We start from the raw sequence: 16,479 nt of genomic DNA, 5'->3' as shown, positions 1-16,479 counted from the left end.
ACAGGCCGGGTCAGGCGTAGCCGCCCCCCGGCACTGTGGCAGGATTAAAACGTTTCCCAGTTTTCGCCCGCATCGGTGGTCGCGGCTTTACGCGCCATCATAGGGGCTGCAGCGGTTTTCGCTGAAGCCTGCTCGCGGGCTTTCATCTGCTCCTGCTGAATGCGGAACACGGCCACGGCCTGAGTCAGACGGCTCGCCTGCTCTTCCAGTGCCGCTGCCGCCGCGGCAGACTCTTCCACCAGCGAGGCGTTCTGCTGGGTCACGCGATCCATCTCAGCCACCGCCAGACCCACCTGATCGATACCGCGGCTCTGCTCATCAGACGCAGAGGCGATTTCACCCATGATGTCCGTCACGCGGGTTACCGCATTAACGATTTCACCCATGGTTTCGCCGGCGCTTTCTACCAGGGTAGACCCGACTTCCACGCGGCCAACAGAGTCTTCAATCAGGCTCTTGATCTCACGTGCTGCCTGGGCGCTGCGCTGTGCCAGGTTACGGACTTCACCCGCAACAACGGCAAATCCGCGGCCCTGCTCGCCCGCACGTGCCGCTTCTACCGCGGCGTTCAGTGCCAGGATGTTGGTCTGGAACGCGATGCCGTCGATCACGCTGATAATGTCGGCAATTTTCTGCGAACTGCCCGCGATGTCACGCATGGTTTGCACCACGTTATCCACCACTTTACCGCCCTTCTGCGCGGTTTCAGACGCGCTCAGCGCCAGGTTGCTCGCCTGACGGGCGTTCTCGGCGTTCTGCTTAACGGTCGCCGTCAGCTGCTCCATGCTGGCAGCGGTCTCTTCCAGGGATGCGGCCTGCTGTTCCGTACGGGAAGAGAGATCGTTGTTACCCATCGCGATTTCGCTCGCGCCGCTGTAGATGGCATTAGCACCGTTACGCACATCGCCAACGGTACGGACCAGCTCGCCCTGCATATGACGCAGCGAGTCGGCCAGTTCACCCATCTCGTTAGCACCCTGCACCTCGATGCGCTTCACCAGATCGCCGCTGGCGATATGACGAATGTTGTCGATAAGACGGGTAAGTGGCGAAATCAGCGCCTGCTTGATACCCAGCCACACGGCCACGATCACCACCAGCACCGCAATCAGTACGCTAATCAGCACCCAGATTGCCTGGCTGTAAGAGCTATTGCTGTTTTCCACCGCCATCTGATACAGCTTGTCGTTCTGCTGCAGATAGTTCACGTACTGCTTCTCAAAACCATCCTGATAGCTCTGGGTAGGTTGATCGAAGAAGGCGTTGATTTTGCCCGCGCCCAGCAGCTGGATCAGCTCCGCCAGTGCACCGTGGTAGATATCGTAGTTACGTTTGATCTCCGTCGCGTCGGCGTCGTTTTGACGCGGATCGCGTGGCAGGGCTTCGTATTCAGCCCAGTTTTTTTCTGCCTGTTTCAGAGAAGCCGCCGCAATTTGCATCAGATCGTTCACGGTCGCGCCGCTGCCGATATTGCTCTGATCCATCATGTAGCGAATACCCGCACGGTTCAGGGTATTACGGGTTTGCAGCAGGGCAACCCAGCTGGCGTTCAGCGTGGACTGTTGCTGGCGAATGGTTTGCAGGACGGTGAAATTCTCTTTGTCATGCTTGAGGGCATTGAAGAAAAGACCACCGGATGTGAGTTGTAAAAGGCCAAATATCGCTAATACCAGCATTAAGCTGGTGACAATCTTGATACGGTTTAACATGTTTTCGCTTTCCATCAGACAGATAACAGGATTTTCGGCCTGGAAAGGGAAAACTTTACGAAAATCATCCTTAAATTTGTGGTTTTTACTCTTCTTCGCGCGCTGTGATATGCCGGTTCCCCAGTTCAATAAACTCTTCCAGCAGCGCTGTCAGCTGTTGCATCTTCGCCGGCGTATATTCGGCCTCGATTTGCTGATACGCCTCTTCCACCTGCGCCTGGGCACGCTCGTATAGCCTGTTCCCCTCTTTGGTCAGCGACACATACAACTTTCGCTGATCGTTTACGGGCTTAAGGCGCAGCACCAGACCGTCACGCTCCATGCGCGTCAGAATGCCCGTCAGACTGGGACGCAAGATACAGGTGCGAAACGCCAGATCGTGAAAATCCATCGACGGATGTTCGGCCAGCACGCGCACGATGCGCCACTGCTGCTCGGTCAGGTTATGCCGTTTCACAATCGGGCGGAAGTAAGACATCGCCGCTTCCCGCGCCTGTAACAGGGCGATAGTTAATGAATCATGCATAGCCTCTCCCGGTAATCATTAACACATGAACAATTCAGTTCTGCTGGTTTTACAAACAACGCGTTTTACGACAAAAAGTCTAACAGAAACAAGCCTGATTTATTAACACAATGATAAATATAGCCTTTAATCTCTTTATGTAAATTTATTGTTATTCATATCACAAATTATTCACTTCTGGTTGCGAAATAAACAGCAAAGGCATACAACCAGATCATTAACATATTAATGAAATCACAGGCCGGACGTCCGGCCTGAGGAGTAAGTGAATGAAAGGTACTGTTTTTGCCGTAGCGCTGAACCACCAGAGCCAGCGCGATGCCTGGCGCGACGCGTTTGAAAAAGCCCCCTACAACACGCCGCCAAAAACCGCCGTGTGGTTTATCAAACCGCATAACACCGTGATCCGCACGGGCGACCCCATTCCCTTCCCGCAGGGAGAAACCGTGTTAAGCGGTGCCACGGTTGCGCTGGTTGTGGGCAAAACGGCGCGTAACGTTCCCGTGGACGAGGCGGCGGAGTACATCGCCGGTTACGCGCTTGCCAACGAGGTGAGCCTGCCGGAAGAGAGTTTTTATCGCCCTGCCATCAAGGCCAAATGCCGCGACGGCTTTTGTCCGCTGGGAGAGCTGGCCGCCGTCGACCACGTTGATAACCTGACCATCGTCACCGAAATTAACGGCCGGGAAGCGGACCACTGGAACACCGCTGACCTGCAGCGCAATGCCGCCGAACTGCTGAGCGCCCTGAGCGAATTCGCCACCCTCAGTCCGGGCGATGCCATTCTGCTCGGCACCCCACACTCGCGCGTCCCGCTGCAGCCGGGCGATCGCGTACGCATTCTGGCGAAAGGCTTCCCGTCCCTGGAAAACCCGGTGGTTGATGAACGCGAGGTCGCCCATGCGCAAGGCCCACATCCGCACGCCACGCTGTTCGCGCTTGGTCTGAACTACGCCGATCACGCCAGCGAGCTGGCATTTACGCCGCCAACGGAACCGCTGGTGTTTATCAAAGCCCCCAACACCGTGACCGGCGATAACCAGACCTCGGTCCGCCCGAACAACATTGAGTACATGCACTACGAGGCGGAGCTGGTGGTGGTCATCGGCAAAACGGCGCACAAGGTCAGTGAGCGCGAGGCGATGGACTATGTCGCTGGCTATACCGTCTGCAACGATTACGCCATCCGTGACTACCTGGAAAACTACTACCGCCCGAACCTGCGGGTGAAAAGCCGCGACGGGTTGACCCCCCTCAGCCCGCATATCGTGCCGAAAGAGGCCATTCCCGACCCGCATAACTTAACCCTGCGCACCTTCGTGAACGGTGAATTGCGCCAGCAAGGGACCACTGCCGATCTGATCTTCAGCATCCCGTTCCTGATTGCCTATCTCAGCGAATTTATGACCCTGCAGCCCGGCGACATGATTGCCACCGGCACGCCAAAGGGTCTGTCTGACGTACAGCCAGGCGACGAAGTGGTCGTGGAAGTGGAGGGCGTGGGCCGCCTGGTGAACCGCATTGTCAGTGAGGAGACTGCAAAATGAAAAAAATAAACCATTGGATTAACGGTAAAAACGTCGCAGGAAGTGATTACTTCCACACCACTAACCCGGCCACCGGAGAGGTGCTGGCGGAGGTCGCGTCCGGCGGTGAAGCTGAAATTCATCAGGCCGTGGCGGCGGCCAAAGAGGCATTCCCGACGTGGGCTAACCTGCCGATGAAAGAGCGCGCACGCCTGATGCGTCGCCTCGGAGATCTTATCGATCAACACGTTCCGGAGATTGCGGCCCTCGAGACCGCCGACACCGGCCTGCCGATCCACCAGACCAAAAACGTGCTTATTCCACGCGCGTCGCACAACTTCGCGTTCTTCGCCGAAGTGTGCCAGCAGATGAACGGTAAAACCTACCCGGTCGACGACAAGATGCTCAACTACACCCTGGTGCAGCCGGTGGGGGTCTGCGCGCTGGTGTCGCCGTGGAACGTGCCGTTTATGACCGCCACCTGGAAGGTTGCGCCGTGCCTGGCGCTGGGCAACACCGCGGTGCTGAAGATGTCTGAGCTCTCCCCGCTGACCGCCGACCGTCTGGGCGAGCTGGCGCTGGAGGCCGGTATTCCGGCGGGCGTGCTGAACGTGGTGCAGGGCTATGGCGCAACGGCGGGCGATGCGCTGGTACGTCACCACGACGTGCGCGCCGTCTCCTTTACCGGCGGCACCGCCACCGGGCGCAACATCATGAAAAACGCCGGACTGAAGAAATACTCCATGGAGCTGGGAGGGAAATCTCCGGTGCTGATTTTTGAAGATGCGGATATCGAACGCGCGCTGGATGCCGCCCTGTTCACCATCTTCTCCATCAACGGCGAGCGTTGCACCGCTGGCTCACGCATTTTCATTCAGCAGAGCATCTACCCGGAATTCGTCAGGCGCTTTGCCGAGCGCGCGAACCGTCTGCGCGTGGGTGACCCGACCGATCCGAACACTCAGGTTGGCGCGCTGATCAGCCAGCAGCACTGGGAAAAAGTCTCCGGCTATATCCGTCTTGGCATTGAAGAGGGTGCGACCCTGCTGGCGGGCGGCCCTGACAAACCCACCGATCTCCCTGCTCACCTGAAAAACGGCAACTTCCTGCGCCCGACCGTGCTGGCAGACGTCGACAACCGGATGCGCGTGGCCCAGGAAGAGATCTTCGGGCCGGTTGCCTGCCTGCTGCCGTTTAAGGACGAAGCCGAAGGGTTGCGTCTGGCTAACGACGTGGAGTACGGCCTGGCGTCATACATCTGGACCCAGGACGTCAGCAAAGTGCTGCGCCTGGCGCGCAATATCGAAGCCGGAATGGTGTTTGTAAACACCCAGAACGTGCGCGATCTGCGTCAGCCGTTTGGCGGCGTGAAGGCTTCCGGTACCGGGCGCGAAGGGGGCGAATACAGCTTCGAAGTGTTCGCTGAAATGAAAAACGTCTGCATCTCCATGGGCGACCATCCGATTCCAAAATGGGGGATCTGAGTATGGGCAAGTTAGCGTTAGCGGCAAAAATTACCCACGTTCCGTCAATGTACCTCTCTGAGTTGCCGGGAAAAAACCAAGGCTGCCGCCAGTCCGCCATCGACGGACATAAAGAAATCAGCAAGCGCTGTCGGGAGCTGGGCGTCGACACCATTATTGTGTTCGATACCCACTGGCTGGTGAACAGCGCCTACCACATCAACTGTGCGGATCATTTCTCCGGCATCTACACCAGCAACGAGCTGCCGCATTTTATCCGCGACATGACCTACGACTACGACGGTAACCCCGCGCTCGGCCAGCTTATCGCCGACGAAGCGGTGAAACTCGGCGTACGTGCCAAAGCGCACAATATCCCGAGCCTCAAGCTGGAGTACGGCACGCTGGTACCAATGCGCTACATGAACAGCGATAAGCACTTCAAAGTGATCTCTATCGCCGCGTTCTGCACCGTCCACGACTTCGCCGACAGCCGCAGGCTGGGCGAGGCCATCGTCAGCGCGATTCAGAAATATGACGGCACCGTGGCGGTGCTCGCCAGCGGTTCGCTGTCGCACCGTTTTATCGACGACCAGCGCGCCGAAGAGGGAATGAACAGCTACACCCGCGAGTTCGACCGTCAGATGGACGAACGCGTGGTGAAGCTGTGGCGTGAAGGCAAGTTCAGGGAGTTCTGCAGCATGCTGCCGGAGTATGCCCACTACTGCTACGGCGAGGGCAACATGCACGACACGGTGATGCTGCTGGGGATGCTCGGCTGGGACACATACGACGGCAAGGTGGAGTTCCTCACCGAGCTGTTCCCCAGCTCCGGCACCGGCCAGGTTAACGCCGTTTTCCCCCTGCCCGCGTCCGCGTAAGGAGCCACCATGCCGCACTTTATTGCTGAATGCACTGACAACATCCGCGAGCAGGCGGACCTGCCAGCACTGTTCGCCAAAGTGAACGACGCGCTTGCCGCCACGGGAATCTTCCCACTCGGCGGTATCCGTAGCCGTGCGCACTGGCTGGACACCTGGCAGATGGCCGACGGTAAGCACGATTACGCCTTTGTGCATATGACGCTGAAGATTGGCGCCGGGCGCAGTCTGGAGAGCCGGGAGGCGGTGGGCAAGGCACTGTTTGAGCTGATTAAAACCCACTTCGCCGACCTGATGGCATCGCGCTATCTGGCGCTCTCTTTTGAAATAGACGAGCTGCACCCGACGCTCAATTACAAACAAAACAACGTGCACGCTTTGTTTAAGTAGCGCCCTTACCGGGCCGGCAACGGCTTTGAACGCAAGCCGGGTGAGCAGCACGCCACCCGGCAACAACAGGAAATCGCCATGCTCGATAAACACACCCATACCCTGATCGCCCATCGTCTGCATCAGGCGGAGCAGTCCCGGGAGCAGATCCGCCAGATCTCGCTCGACTACCCGACGATCACCCTTGATGACGCCTACGCCGTACAGCGCGAATGGGTGAGCCTGAAAATCGCCGAAGGTCGCGTGCTGAAAGGCCACAAGATTGGCCTCACCTCCAAAGCGATGCAGGCCAGCTCGCAGATTAGCGAGCCGGACTACGGCGCTCTGCTCGACGACATGTTCTTCCACGACGGCGGCGATATCCCTGCCGACCGCTTTATCGTCCCGCGCATCGAAGTGGAGCTGGCCTTCGTGCTGGCAAAACCCCTGCGCGGCCCAAACTGCACCCTGTTCGACGTCTACAACGCCACGGATTACGTCATCCCCGCGCTGGAGCTGATCGACGCCCGCTGCCACAACATCGATCCCGAGACCCAGCGTCCACGCAAGGTGTTCGACACCATCTCCGATAACGCCGCCAACGCAGGTGTGATCCTTGGCGGTCGCCCGATTAAGCCCGACGAGCTGGATCTGCGCTGGATCTCCGCGCTGCTCTACCGCAACGGCGTCATTGAAGAGACCGGGGTCGCCGCGGGCGTGCTCAACCACCCGGCCAACGGTGTGGCATGGCTTGCCAATAAACTCGCGCCGTACGACGTTCAGCTGGAGCCTGGCCAAATCATCCTCGGCGGTTCGTTTACCCGCCCGGTGCCAGCCAGCAAGGGCGATACCTTCCACGTGGACTACGGCAAGATGGGCTCCATCAGCTGCCGTTTTGTTTAGGAGACCACCATGGAAAACAGATTCAAAGCGGCGCTCAGCGCCGGAAAACCGCAAATCGGCCTGTGGCTGGGGCTGACCAGCAGTTACAGCGCCGAGCTGCTGGCCGGTGCGGGTTTCGACTGGCTGCTGATCGACGCAGAGCACGCGCCCAATAACGTGCAAACCGTCCTGACCCAGCTGCAGGCGATCGCGCCTTACGCCAGCCAGCCGGTGGTACGCCCGTCGTGGAACGATCCGGTCCAGATCAAACAGCTGCTGGACATCGGGGCGCAAACCCTGCTGGTGCCGATGGTACAAAACGCCGATGAAGCCCGGCTGGCGGTGCGCGCCACGCGTTATCCACCGGCGGGGATCCGCGGCGTGGGCAGCGCGCTGGCTCGCGCCTCGCGCTGGAACCGCACGCCTGATTACCTGCAGCGCGCTAACGATGCCATGTGCGTGCTGGTGCAGATTGAAACGCGCGAGGCGCTGAAAAATCTGCCGCACATCCTCGACGTGGAAGGCGTGGACGGGGTGTTTATTGGCCCGGCGGATCTGAGCGCCGACATGGGCTTTGCCGGAAATCCGCAGCACCCGGAAGTCCAGGCCGCCATCGAGAAGGCCATTGCGCAGATCCGTGCGGCAGGCAAAGCGCCCGGCATCCTGATGGCTAACGAGCCGCTGGCAAAACGCTACCTCGAGCTTGGCGCGCTGTTTGTCGCTGTCGGGGTCGACACCACCCTGCTTGCACGCAGCGCCGAGGCGCTGGCAGCACGTTTTATCGATATCCCGGTTACGTCAGTAAATAACAATAAATCCGTCTACTAAACGTACGATGTGGAGCGCAACATGACGACCTCTACCCTGCAAACCCATGATAATAAAGCTGTAGAACACCGCGTTATTCAGAAGCTGTTTCGTCGTTTGATCGTGTTTCTCTTTATCCTGTTTGTCTTCTCGTTTCTTGACCGCATTAACATCGGCTTTGCCGGGCTGACGATGGGCAAAGATCTGGGCCTCACCTCGACCATGTTTGGCCTGGCCGCCACCCTGTTTTACGTCACCTACGTGATATGTGGGATCCCCAGCAACATCATGCTGGCGAAGGTCGGCGCCCGTCGCTGGATCGCCGGGATCATGGTGGTGTGGGGCATCGCTTCCACCTGCACCATGTTCGCCACCAGCCCGCACACGCTCTATGTGCTGCGCATGCTGGTGGGCATTGCCGAGGCCGGATTCCTGCCGGGGATCCTCGTCTATCTCACCTGGTGGTTCCCTGCCTACCACCGCGCCCGCGCCAATGCGTTGTTTATGATCGCCATGCCGGTGACCATGATGCTCGGCTCGATCCTCTCCGGTTATATTCTGGCCATGGACGGGCTGTGGAACCTGAAAGGCTGGCAGTGGCTGTTCCTGCTGGAGGGGCTACCGTCCGTGGTGCTCGGCGTAGTGACGTGGTTCTACCTGAACGACACGCCGGATCAGGCCAGCTGGCTGGATGACGACGAAAAGCAGGCGCTTAAAACAATGATCGCCCGCGAGCAGGAGTCTGCCATCGCCCGCCCCGTCACACCGCGTTCGACGTTGCGCGAAGTGTTTACCCCGGCCGTGCTGCTCTATACCCTGGCCTATTTCTGCCTCACGAACACCCTGAGCGCGATAAATATCTGGACGCCGCAGATCCTGCAGAGCTTCAACACCGGCAGCAGCAACATTGTGATTGGCCTGCTGGCGGCGATCCCGCAGTTTTGCACCATCCTCGGGATGATCTGGTGGAGCCGCCGCTCCGACAGGCTGAAAGAGCGAAAAAAGCACACCATTCTGCCGTATCTCTTTGCGGCGGCAGGATGGTTACTGGCCTCGGCGACCCACCACAGCCTGATCCAGCTGCTTGGCATCATCATGGCCTCAACCGGATCGTTTACCGCCATGGCGATCTTCTGGACCACGCCGGATCGGGTTATTAGCCTGCAGTCGCGGGCGGTCGCACTGGCGGTGATCAATGCCATCGGTAACGTCGGATCCGCCGTCAGCCCGCTGTTGATCGGCATTCTGCGTGACAGCACCGGCAGCTTCAGCTCCGGGTTGTGGTTTGTTGCCGGCTTGCTGGTGGTCGGCGCGCTGGTGCTGACACGTATCCCGATGACGCAGCGGGAGAGCCTTGAGCACGAGCCAGGTATGGCGGCGCAGAAAATCCCGTAAGGAGCGGCTATGTGCCAGAGCCCGATCGCGAATATCGACATCAGCAAAGAGTACGACGAAAGTCTGGGAACGGATGATGTTCACTATCAGTCGTTCGCCCGCATGGCGGCCTTTTTTGGCCGCGACATGCAGGCTCACCGTCACGACCAGTATTTTCAGATGCACTTTCTGGATACCGGACAGATCGAACTGCAGCTCGACGATCACCGCTACTCGGTGCAGGCTCCGCTGTTTGTGCTCACCCCCCCGTCGGTGCCGCACGCGTTTATTACCGAATCCGACAGCGACGGGCACGTTCTGACGGTGCGCGAGGATCTGATCTGGCCGCTGCTGGAAGTGCTCTACCCCGGCACGCGGGAAGCCTTTGGCCTGCCGGGGATCTGCCTCTCGCTGGCCGATAAGCCGGACGAACTGGCGGCGCTGAAGCACTACTGGCCGCTGATTGCCCGGGAATCGACGGCGCAACTGCCCGGGCGCGAACACACGCTGGTTCTGCTAGCCCAGGCGGTGTTCACCCTGCTGCTGCGCAACGCGAAGCTCGACGATCATGCCGCCAGCGGCATGCGCGGCGAGCTGAAACTGTTCCAGCGCTTTACCCAGTTGATTGACGTCCATTTTCATGAGCACTGGACGGTACCGGAATATGCCAGCGAACTGCACCTGACCGAATCGCGTCTGACCGATATCTGCCGGCGCTTCGCGAACCGCCCGCCGAAGCGGCTGATTTTTGACCGTCAGCTGCGTGAAGCGAGGCGGATGCTGCTCTTCTCCGACAGTGCGGTCAGCGAAATCGCCTGGCAGCTGGGGTTTAAAGACCCGGCCTATTTTGCCCGGTTTTTTAATCGGTTAGTGGGGTGTTCGCCGAGCGCGTATCGGGCACAAAAAGTACCGGTGTCGTCTGTTACCCCACCCCAGCCCTGACCCTCTCCCGGGTTCAGGGTGAGGGAAATCACACTCTGCGATCATATGCGAAAAGTACCAGCCGTTGTCCCAATCGTCCCTTCACGTTCACCCCCGCTCAGGCTTCAATTAAACAACAAAAACAAAACATAAATTTAACATCACTGTTCCGATACGAGGTCCCTATGAAGCCTGAAGATTTCCGCGCTGATGCCAAACGTCCGTTAACCGGTGAAGAGTATTTAAAAAGCCTGCAGGATGGCCGTGAGATTTATATCTACGGCGAGCGCGTCAAAGACGTGACCACTCATCCGGCATTTCGCAATGCGGCAGCCTCCATCGCGCAGATGTACGATGCGCTGCACAAGCCTGACATGCAGGACACGCTGTGCTGGGGCACCGATACCGGCAGCGGCGGCTACACCCATAAGTTTTTCCGCGTGGCGAAAAGCGCCGACGACCTGCGTCAGCAGCGTGACGCCATCGCCGAGTGGTCGCGCCTGAGCTACGGCTGGATGGGCCGCACCCCGGACTACAAGGCGGCGTTTGGCTGCGCGCTCGGTGCCAATCCGGCGTTCTACGGCCAGTTCGAACAGAACGCCCGTAACTGGTACACCCGTATTCAGGAAACCGGGCTTTACTTCAACCACGCCATCGTTAATCCCCCCATCGACCGTCACAAACCGGCGGACGAAGTAAAAGACGTCTACATCAAGCTGGAAAAAGAGACCGACGCCGGGATCATCGTTAGCGGCGCAAAAGTGGTGGCAACCAACTCGGCGCTGACTCACTACAACATGATCGGTTTTGGCTCCGCGCAGGTGATGGGCGAAAACCCGGACTTCGCGCTGATGTTCGTTGCGCCAATGGACGCCGAAGGCGTGAAGCTGATCTCTCGCGCCTCTTACGAAATGGTGGCAGGCGCGACCGGCTCTCCGTACGACTACCCGCTCTCCAGCCGTTTCGACGAAAACGACGCGATCCTGGTGATGGATCATGTGCTGATCCCCTGGGAAAACGTGCTGATCTACCGCGATTTCGATCGCTGCCGTCGCTGGACCATGGAAGGCGGTTTTGCCCGCATGTACCCGCTGCAGGCCTGCGTACGTCTGGCGGTGAAGCTCGATTTCATTACCGCGCTGCTGAAGAAATCGCTGGAGTGTACCGGCACCCTGGAGTTCCGCGGCGTGCAGGCGGATCTCGGGGAAGTGGTGGCCTGGCGCAACATGTTCTGGGCGCTGAGCGACTCCATGTGTTCTGAAGCCACGCCGTGGGTGAATGGCGCGTACCTGCCGGATCACGCGGCGCTGCAGACCTACCGCGTCATGGCCCCGATGGCCTATGCGAAGATCAAGAACATCATCGAGCGTAACGTCACCAGCGGCCTGATCTATCTGCCGTCCAGCGCGCGAGACCTGAACAATCCGCAGATCAACCAGTATCTGGCGAAATACGTGCGCGGCTCCAACGGCATGGATCACGTGGAACGTATTAAGATTTTGAAACTGATGTGGGATGCCATCGGCAGCGAGTTTGGTGGTCGTCACGAGCTGTATGAGATCAACTACTCCGGCAGCCAGGACGAAATCCGTCTGCAGTGTCTGCGTCAGGCACAGAGCTCTGGCAACATGGACAAAATGATGGCAATGGTCGACCGCTGCATGTCCGAGTACGACCAGCATGGCTGGACGGTGCCGCACCTGCACAATAATTCCGATATCAACATGCTGGATAAGCTGCTGAAATAACGCAGCGGGAGGTTTCAATGCATACAGAACAACGCCTGCGTTTTCGCGATGCGATGGCCAGCCTGTCGGCGGCGGTTAATGTTGTCACCACCGAGGGCGATGCAGGACGCTGCGGTATCACCGCCACCGCCGTCTGTTCGGTCACGGACACCCCGCCATCGTTGATGGTCTGCATCAATGCCAACAGTGCCATGAACCCGGTTTTCCAGGGTAACGGTAAGCTGTGCGTTAACGTGCTGAACCATGAGCAGGAGATCATGGCCCGCCACTTCGCCGGGATGACCGGCATGGCAATGGACGATCGCTTTGCCCTCTCCTGCTGGCAGAAAGGTCCGCAGGGGCAACCGGTGCTGAAGGGCGCGCTGGCAAGCCTTGAAGGCGAGATTAGCCAGGTGCAAACCATCGGCACCCATCTGGTTTATCTCGTTGAAATTAAAAACATCATTCTGAGCGAAGCGGGACACGGCCTGATCTATTTTAAACGCCGTTTCCACCCCGTCATGATGGAGACTGAAGCCGCAGTGTGACCCCCTCCTGCGCTGGCCGTTTCCCGGCCAGCGCCAATTTCCACAAAAATTCCTAAGGTTTCCGCTTAATCACGCCGTTATATAGCCATAAGAGAAATTTTCTGTGTCTGAATACTGACAATACATGTCAGTGCTACCCGCATCATTCAGCGCATACCCTAATATACAGGAAGACCTTATGGCTAAATCGACGCGGAGCCGCTCGGCTGAACGTCTGGTCGATATTCTGGTTGAGTTACATTTAAATGGTGTGGTAAACCGCAGTGCGCTCATGGAAAAATTTAAAATTACCGAGCGCACCGTCTACCGGGATTTAAATGCGCTTTCACCTATTGTGGAACATACCGGTAACGGACTGTATCGTCTGATCCACTCCGCACAATCTCCCGGTGGACAAGGATTACATCACACGATTGCTAACTTCCTGAATGCCGATAGCTTTTTCCCGGAAAGAAATACGGAATTCTGGCAGAAACTTGAAACACGCGTTGACGAAAATCATATTCTTATTCTTGGCAACGACGCAGAGCACACGGTAGAACGTGATATTCGTCGCTATTTATCGAAAATCGAGAAATCGATTAAGAATCGTAATGTATGCCAGATCGTTTATAAGGGTAAAACCCGCCTGATTAATCCCTATAAACTCATTAACAATAAAAATATATGGTATTTACAAGCCACCGAGAATAGCCGGCTAAAATCCTTCTCGTTGAGTCAGATTAGCTGGTTTGATATTCAACAAAAAACCTTCACGCCGGAAGAAAATGCGCTCGGGCTGCTGGAAAAAAGCCTTGATCCGTGGGTGTCGGAAGACACTTTCGAAGTGAAAATATTCATTAAAGATACTATTTCACATTACTTTATGCGCCGCGACCTGCTGCCGGAACAAGAGCTTGTCGGTGAGCAGCACAACGGCGTCACGCTGCGTTGTCAGGCGGCACACGAGAACCAGATCCTGCCGCTGCTGTTCTACTGGCTGCCGAACATTCAAATCCTGGAGCCCAACTGGCTAAAAGAGAAGCTGCTTAAAACGCTGGAAAATTATCTGGCGGTAGAGCGCACAGCAGATAACCACGTGATCTCAATCACATAATTTCTCCCGGCGGCGGCGAGACGGAACCACTCGCCGCCCTCTTTGACCGCTCACCTGGCCCTTTCAACCGCTCATTCATTTACCTGTCTTTACACGCGCGTGGTTCTGGCACGATCGCTCCAGCATTAATCAATACCTCCTCATAACGAACCCTGACCCTTTTTCATTACATAAAAAACCAGGTCTTACTATGGATACGAAAAAACTACTGAAGCACGTGCCCTGGGCGTTACTCGGGATCCTCGGCGCTTTTTGTCTGGCGGTTGTCGCACTACGCCGGGGCGAACACGTAAGCGCCCTGTGGATCGTCGTTGCGTCTGTCTCCGTCTATCTTGTTGCTTATCGCTACTACAGCTTATACATCGCGCAGAAGGTCATGAAACTCGACCCGACGCGTGCCACTCCGGCGGTCATTAATAATGACGGTCTCAACTACGTGCCCACCAACCGCTACGTGTTGTTTGGTCACCACTTTGCCGCTATCGCCGGTGCGGGTCCGCTGGTCGGCCCGGTTCTGGCCGCGCAGATGGGCTACCTGCCTGGTACCCTGTGGCTGCTCGCGGGCGTAGTGCTGGCCGGGGCGGTGCAGGACTTTATGGTGCTGTTTATCTCTTCTCGCCGTAACGGCGCCTCTCTGGGTGAGATGGTGAAAGAGGAGATGGGCCGCGTGCCGGGGACCATCGCACTGTTCGGCTGCTTCCTGATTATGATCATCATCCTCGCGGTGCTGGCGTTAATCGTGGTGAAAGCGCTGGCCGAAAGTCCGTGGGGGGTATTCACCGTCTGCTCTACCGTGCCGATTGCGCTGTTCATGGGTATCTACATGCGCTTTATCCGCCCGGGTCGCGTGGGTGAAGTGTCGGTGATTGGTATTGTACTGCTGGTTGCATCCATCTACTTCGGTGGCGTGATTGCGCACGACCCGTACTGGGGTCCGGCGCTGACCTTCAAGGACACCACCATCACCTTCGCGCTGATTGGGTATGCGTTTGTCTCCGCTCTGCTGCCGGTCTGGCTGATCCTGGCACCGCGTGACTACCTGGCGACCTTCCTGAAAATCGGCGTTATCGTCGGTCTGGCGATCGGCATCCTGGTGATTAACCCGGATCTGAAAATGCCGGCAGTGACCCAGTACATCGACGGCACCGGTCCTCTGTGGAAAGGTGCGCTGTTCCCGTTCCTGTTTATCACCATCGCCTGCGGTGCGGTCTCTGGCTTCCACGCCCTGATTGCTTCCGGTACCACACCGAAGCTGCTGGCTAACGAAAAAGACGCGCGTCTGATTGGCTACGGCGCAATGCTGATGGAGTCTTTCGTGGCGATCATGGCGCTGGTTGCCGCGTCCATCATCGAACCGGGTCTCTACTTCGCGATGAACACCCCTCCGGCAGGCCTGGGCATTACCATGCCAAACCTGCATGAGATGGGCGGTGATAACGCGGCGCTGATCATGGCACAGCTGAAAGATGCGAGCGCACATGCTGCCGCAACCGTCAGCTCCTGGGGCTTCGTGATTTCGCCTGAGCAGATCATGCAGACCGCGAAAGACATTGGCGAACCGTCAGTCCTGAACCGCGCCGGTGGCGCACCGACGCTGGCAGTGGGTATCGCACACGTGTTCCACAAAGTGCTGCCGTGGGCGGACATGGGCTTCTGGTACCACTTCGGTATTCTCTTTGAAGCGCTGTTCATCCTCACCGCGCTGGACGCCGGTACCCGTGCGGGACGCTTTATGCTGCAGGACCTGCTGGGTAACTTCGTGCCGTTCCTGAAGAAAACCGACTCTCTGGTGGCGGGTATTCTGGGAACCGCGGGCTGCGTGGGTCTGTGGGGTTACCTGCTGTATCAGGGCGTTGTCGACCCGCTGGGTGGCGTGAAGAGCCTGTGGCCGCTGTTCGGTATCTCTAACCAGATGCTGGCCGCTGTCGCCCTGGTTCTTGGCACCGTTGTACTGGTGAAGATGAAACGCACCAAATACATCTGGGTCACCGTGATCCCTGCGCTGTGGCTGCTGCTCTGCACCACCTGGGCGCTTGGTCTGAAACTGTTCAGCGCCAACCCGCAGCTGGAAGGCTTCTTCTTCATGGCTAACCAGTACAAAGAGAAAATTGCCGCAGGCGGCGCGGACCTCACTGCCCAGCAGATTGCCAACATGAACCACATCGTGGTGAACAACTACACCAACGCAGGTTTGAGCATTCTGTTCCTGGTGGTGGTGTACAGCATCATCTTCTACGGCATCAAAACCTGGCTGAACGTGCGTAACGCCGAGGGTCGTACGGATAAAGAAACCCCGTATGTCCCGGTACCGGAAGGCGGCGTGAAGACCTCTTCACACCACTAATCCGCCCTCGCATCCCTCTCCCTGCGGGAGAGGGTTAGGGTGAAGGGAAACAACGCCCGGCAGCCCCTGCCGGGCTTTTTCTATCTGGAAGGCACAATGTTTGGTAACTTAGGCGAAGCGAAAAAATACCTCGGTCAGGCGGCGAAAATGCTGATTGGCATTCCGGACTATGACAACTACGTTGAGCATATGAAGACCAACCATCCGGATAAACCGTACATGACCTATACCGAATTCTTCCGCGAGCGTCAGGAAGCGCGCTACGGCGGGAGTGGAGAAGGCGGCGTACGCTGCTGCTAAAGGAGA

General features: G+C 57.8%; 15 protein-coding genes. 13 read left to right on the top strand and 2 right to left on the bottom strand.

Annotated elements, in window-relative coordinates; all coding sequences use genetic code 11:
- Positions 1–44: 44 nt before the first annotated feature.
- Complete coding sequence (tsr, locus tag BJP35_RS07625; RefSeq protein WP_032682055.1) at positions 45–1,709, bottom strand: methyl-accepting chemotaxis protein; 1,665 nt, start codon at positions 1,707–1,709, stop codon at positions 45–47.
- Between the two features lie 85 nt (positions 1,710–1,794).
- On the bottom strand, positions 1,795–2,235 hold the full coding sequence (gene hpaR, locus BJP35_RS07620) for a homoprotocatechuate degradation operon regulator HpaR (protein ID WP_014168494.1): 441 nt from the start codon (positions 2,233–2,235) through the stop codon (positions 1,795–1,797).
- A 269-nt stretch (positions 2,236–2,504) separates the two neighbouring features.
- Here hpaR and hpaG point away from each other — a divergent pair, with 269 nt between their 5' ends.
- From hpaG to BJP35_RS07555, 13 genes are all read left to right on the top strand, one after another.
- The gene (gene hpaG, locus BJP35_RS07615) at positions 2,505–3,782 is read left to right on the top strand and encodes a 4-hydroxyphenylacetate degradation bifunctional isomerase/decarboxylase (protein WP_025205621.1); all 1,278 of its coding nucleotides are present in this window, start codon (positions 2,505–2,507) and stop codon (positions 3,780–3,782) included.
- A complete protein-coding gene (gene hpaE / locus BJP35_RS07610) occupies positions 3,779–5,245 on the top strand; it encodes a 5-carboxymethyl-2-hydroxymuconate semialdehyde dehydrogenase (RefSeq protein WP_014168491.1) in 1,467 nt (488 codons plus the stop codon). The genes hpaG and hpaE overlap by 4 nt, the downstream gene beginning before the upstream one ends.
- Before the next feature lie 2 nt (positions 5,246–5,247).
- Positions 5,248–6,105, top strand: a complete 858-nt coding sequence (hpaD, locus tag BJP35_RS07605; RefSeq protein ID WP_086463013.1) for a 3,4-dihydroxyphenylacetate 2,3-dioxygenase — start codon at positions 5,248–5,250, stop codon at positions 6,103–6,105.
- A gap of 9 nt (positions 6,106–6,114) precedes the next feature.
- Entirely contained in the window at positions 6,115–6,495 is a 381-nt protein-coding gene (locus tag BJP35_RS07600) for a 5-carboxymethyl-2-hydroxymuconate Delta-isomerase (protein WP_020885308.1), read from the top strand.
- A 78-nt stretch (positions 6,496–6,573) separates the two neighbouring features.
- Positions 6,574–7,377 (top strand): 2-oxo-hept-4-ene-1,7-dioate hydratase, encoded by an 804-nt coding sequence (gene hpaH / locus BJP35_RS07595; protein WP_020885309.1) that lies wholly within the window; start codon positions 6,574–6,576, stop codon positions 7,375–7,377.
- A gap of 9 nt (positions 7,378–7,386) precedes the next feature.
- A complete protein-coding gene (gene hpaI, locus BJP35_RS07590; protein ID WP_014168487.1) occupies positions 7,387–8,184 on the top strand; it encodes a 4-hydroxy-2-oxoheptanedioate aldolase in 798 nt (265 codons plus the stop codon).
- Between the two features lie 21 nt (positions 8,185–8,205).
- On the top strand, positions 8,206–9,558 hold the full coding sequence (gene hpaX, locus BJP35_RS07585) for a 4-hydroxyphenylacetate permease (protein WP_020885310.1): 1,353 nt from the start codon (positions 8,206–8,208) through the stop codon (positions 9,556–9,558).
- Between the two features lie 9 nt (positions 9,559–9,567).
- Positions 9,568–10,479 carry a 4-hydroxyphenylacetate catabolism regulatory protein HpaA gene (gene hpaA / locus BJP35_RS07580; protein ID WP_020885311.1) on the top strand — a complete coding sequence of 304 codons (912 nt, stop codon included), beginning with the start codon at positions 9,568–9,570 and terminating at the stop codon, positions 10,477–10,479.
- A 164-nt stretch (positions 10,480–10,643) separates the two neighbouring features.
- A complete protein-coding gene (hpaB, locus tag BJP35_RS07575; protein ID WP_078774309.1) occupies positions 10,644–12,206 on the top strand; it encodes a 4-hydroxyphenylacetate 3-monooxygenase, oxygenase component in 1,563 nt (520 codons plus the stop codon).
- Positions 12,207–12,223: 17 nt separating this feature from the next.
- Positions 12,224–12,733 carry a 4-hydroxyphenylacetate 3-monooxygenase reductase subunit gene (locus BJP35_RS07570; RefSeq protein WP_014168481.1) on the top strand — a complete coding sequence of 170 codons (510 nt, stop codon included), beginning with the start codon at positions 12,224–12,226 and terminating at the stop codon, positions 12,731–12,733.
- Between the two features lie 178 nt (positions 12,734–12,911).
- Positions 12,912–13,829 carry a YafY family protein gene (locus BJP35_RS07565; protein ID WP_063156969.1) on the top strand — a complete coding sequence of 306 codons (918 nt, stop codon included), beginning with the start codon at positions 12,912–12,914 and terminating at the stop codon, positions 13,827–13,829.
- Between the two features lie 190 nt (positions 13,830–14,019).
- Complete coding sequence (locus tag BJP35_RS07560; RefSeq protein ID WP_020885314.1) at positions 14,020–16,173, top strand: carbon starvation CstA family protein; 2,154 nt, start codon at positions 14,020–14,022, stop codon at positions 16,171–16,173.
- A 96-nt stretch (positions 16,174–16,269) separates the two neighbouring features.
- Positions 16,270–16,473 carry a YbdD/YjiX family protein gene (locus tag BJP35_RS07555; RefSeq protein ID WP_003856610.1) on the top strand — a complete coding sequence of 68 codons (204 nt, stop codon included), beginning with the start codon at positions 16,270–16,272 and terminating at the stop codon, positions 16,471–16,473.
- Positions 16,474–16,479: the final 6 nt, after the last annotated feature.

It is taken from the genome of Enterobacter sp. J49 (genome assembly GCF_002148625.1).
In the GTDB taxonomy this organism is placed as follows: Bacteria; Pseudomonadota; Gammaproteobacteria; order Enterobacterales; family Enterobacteriaceae; genus Enterobacter; species Enterobacter ludwigii.
Note: the sequence above shows the minus strand (reverse complement) of the source record. Positions and strands in the feature narration are given on the sequence as shown.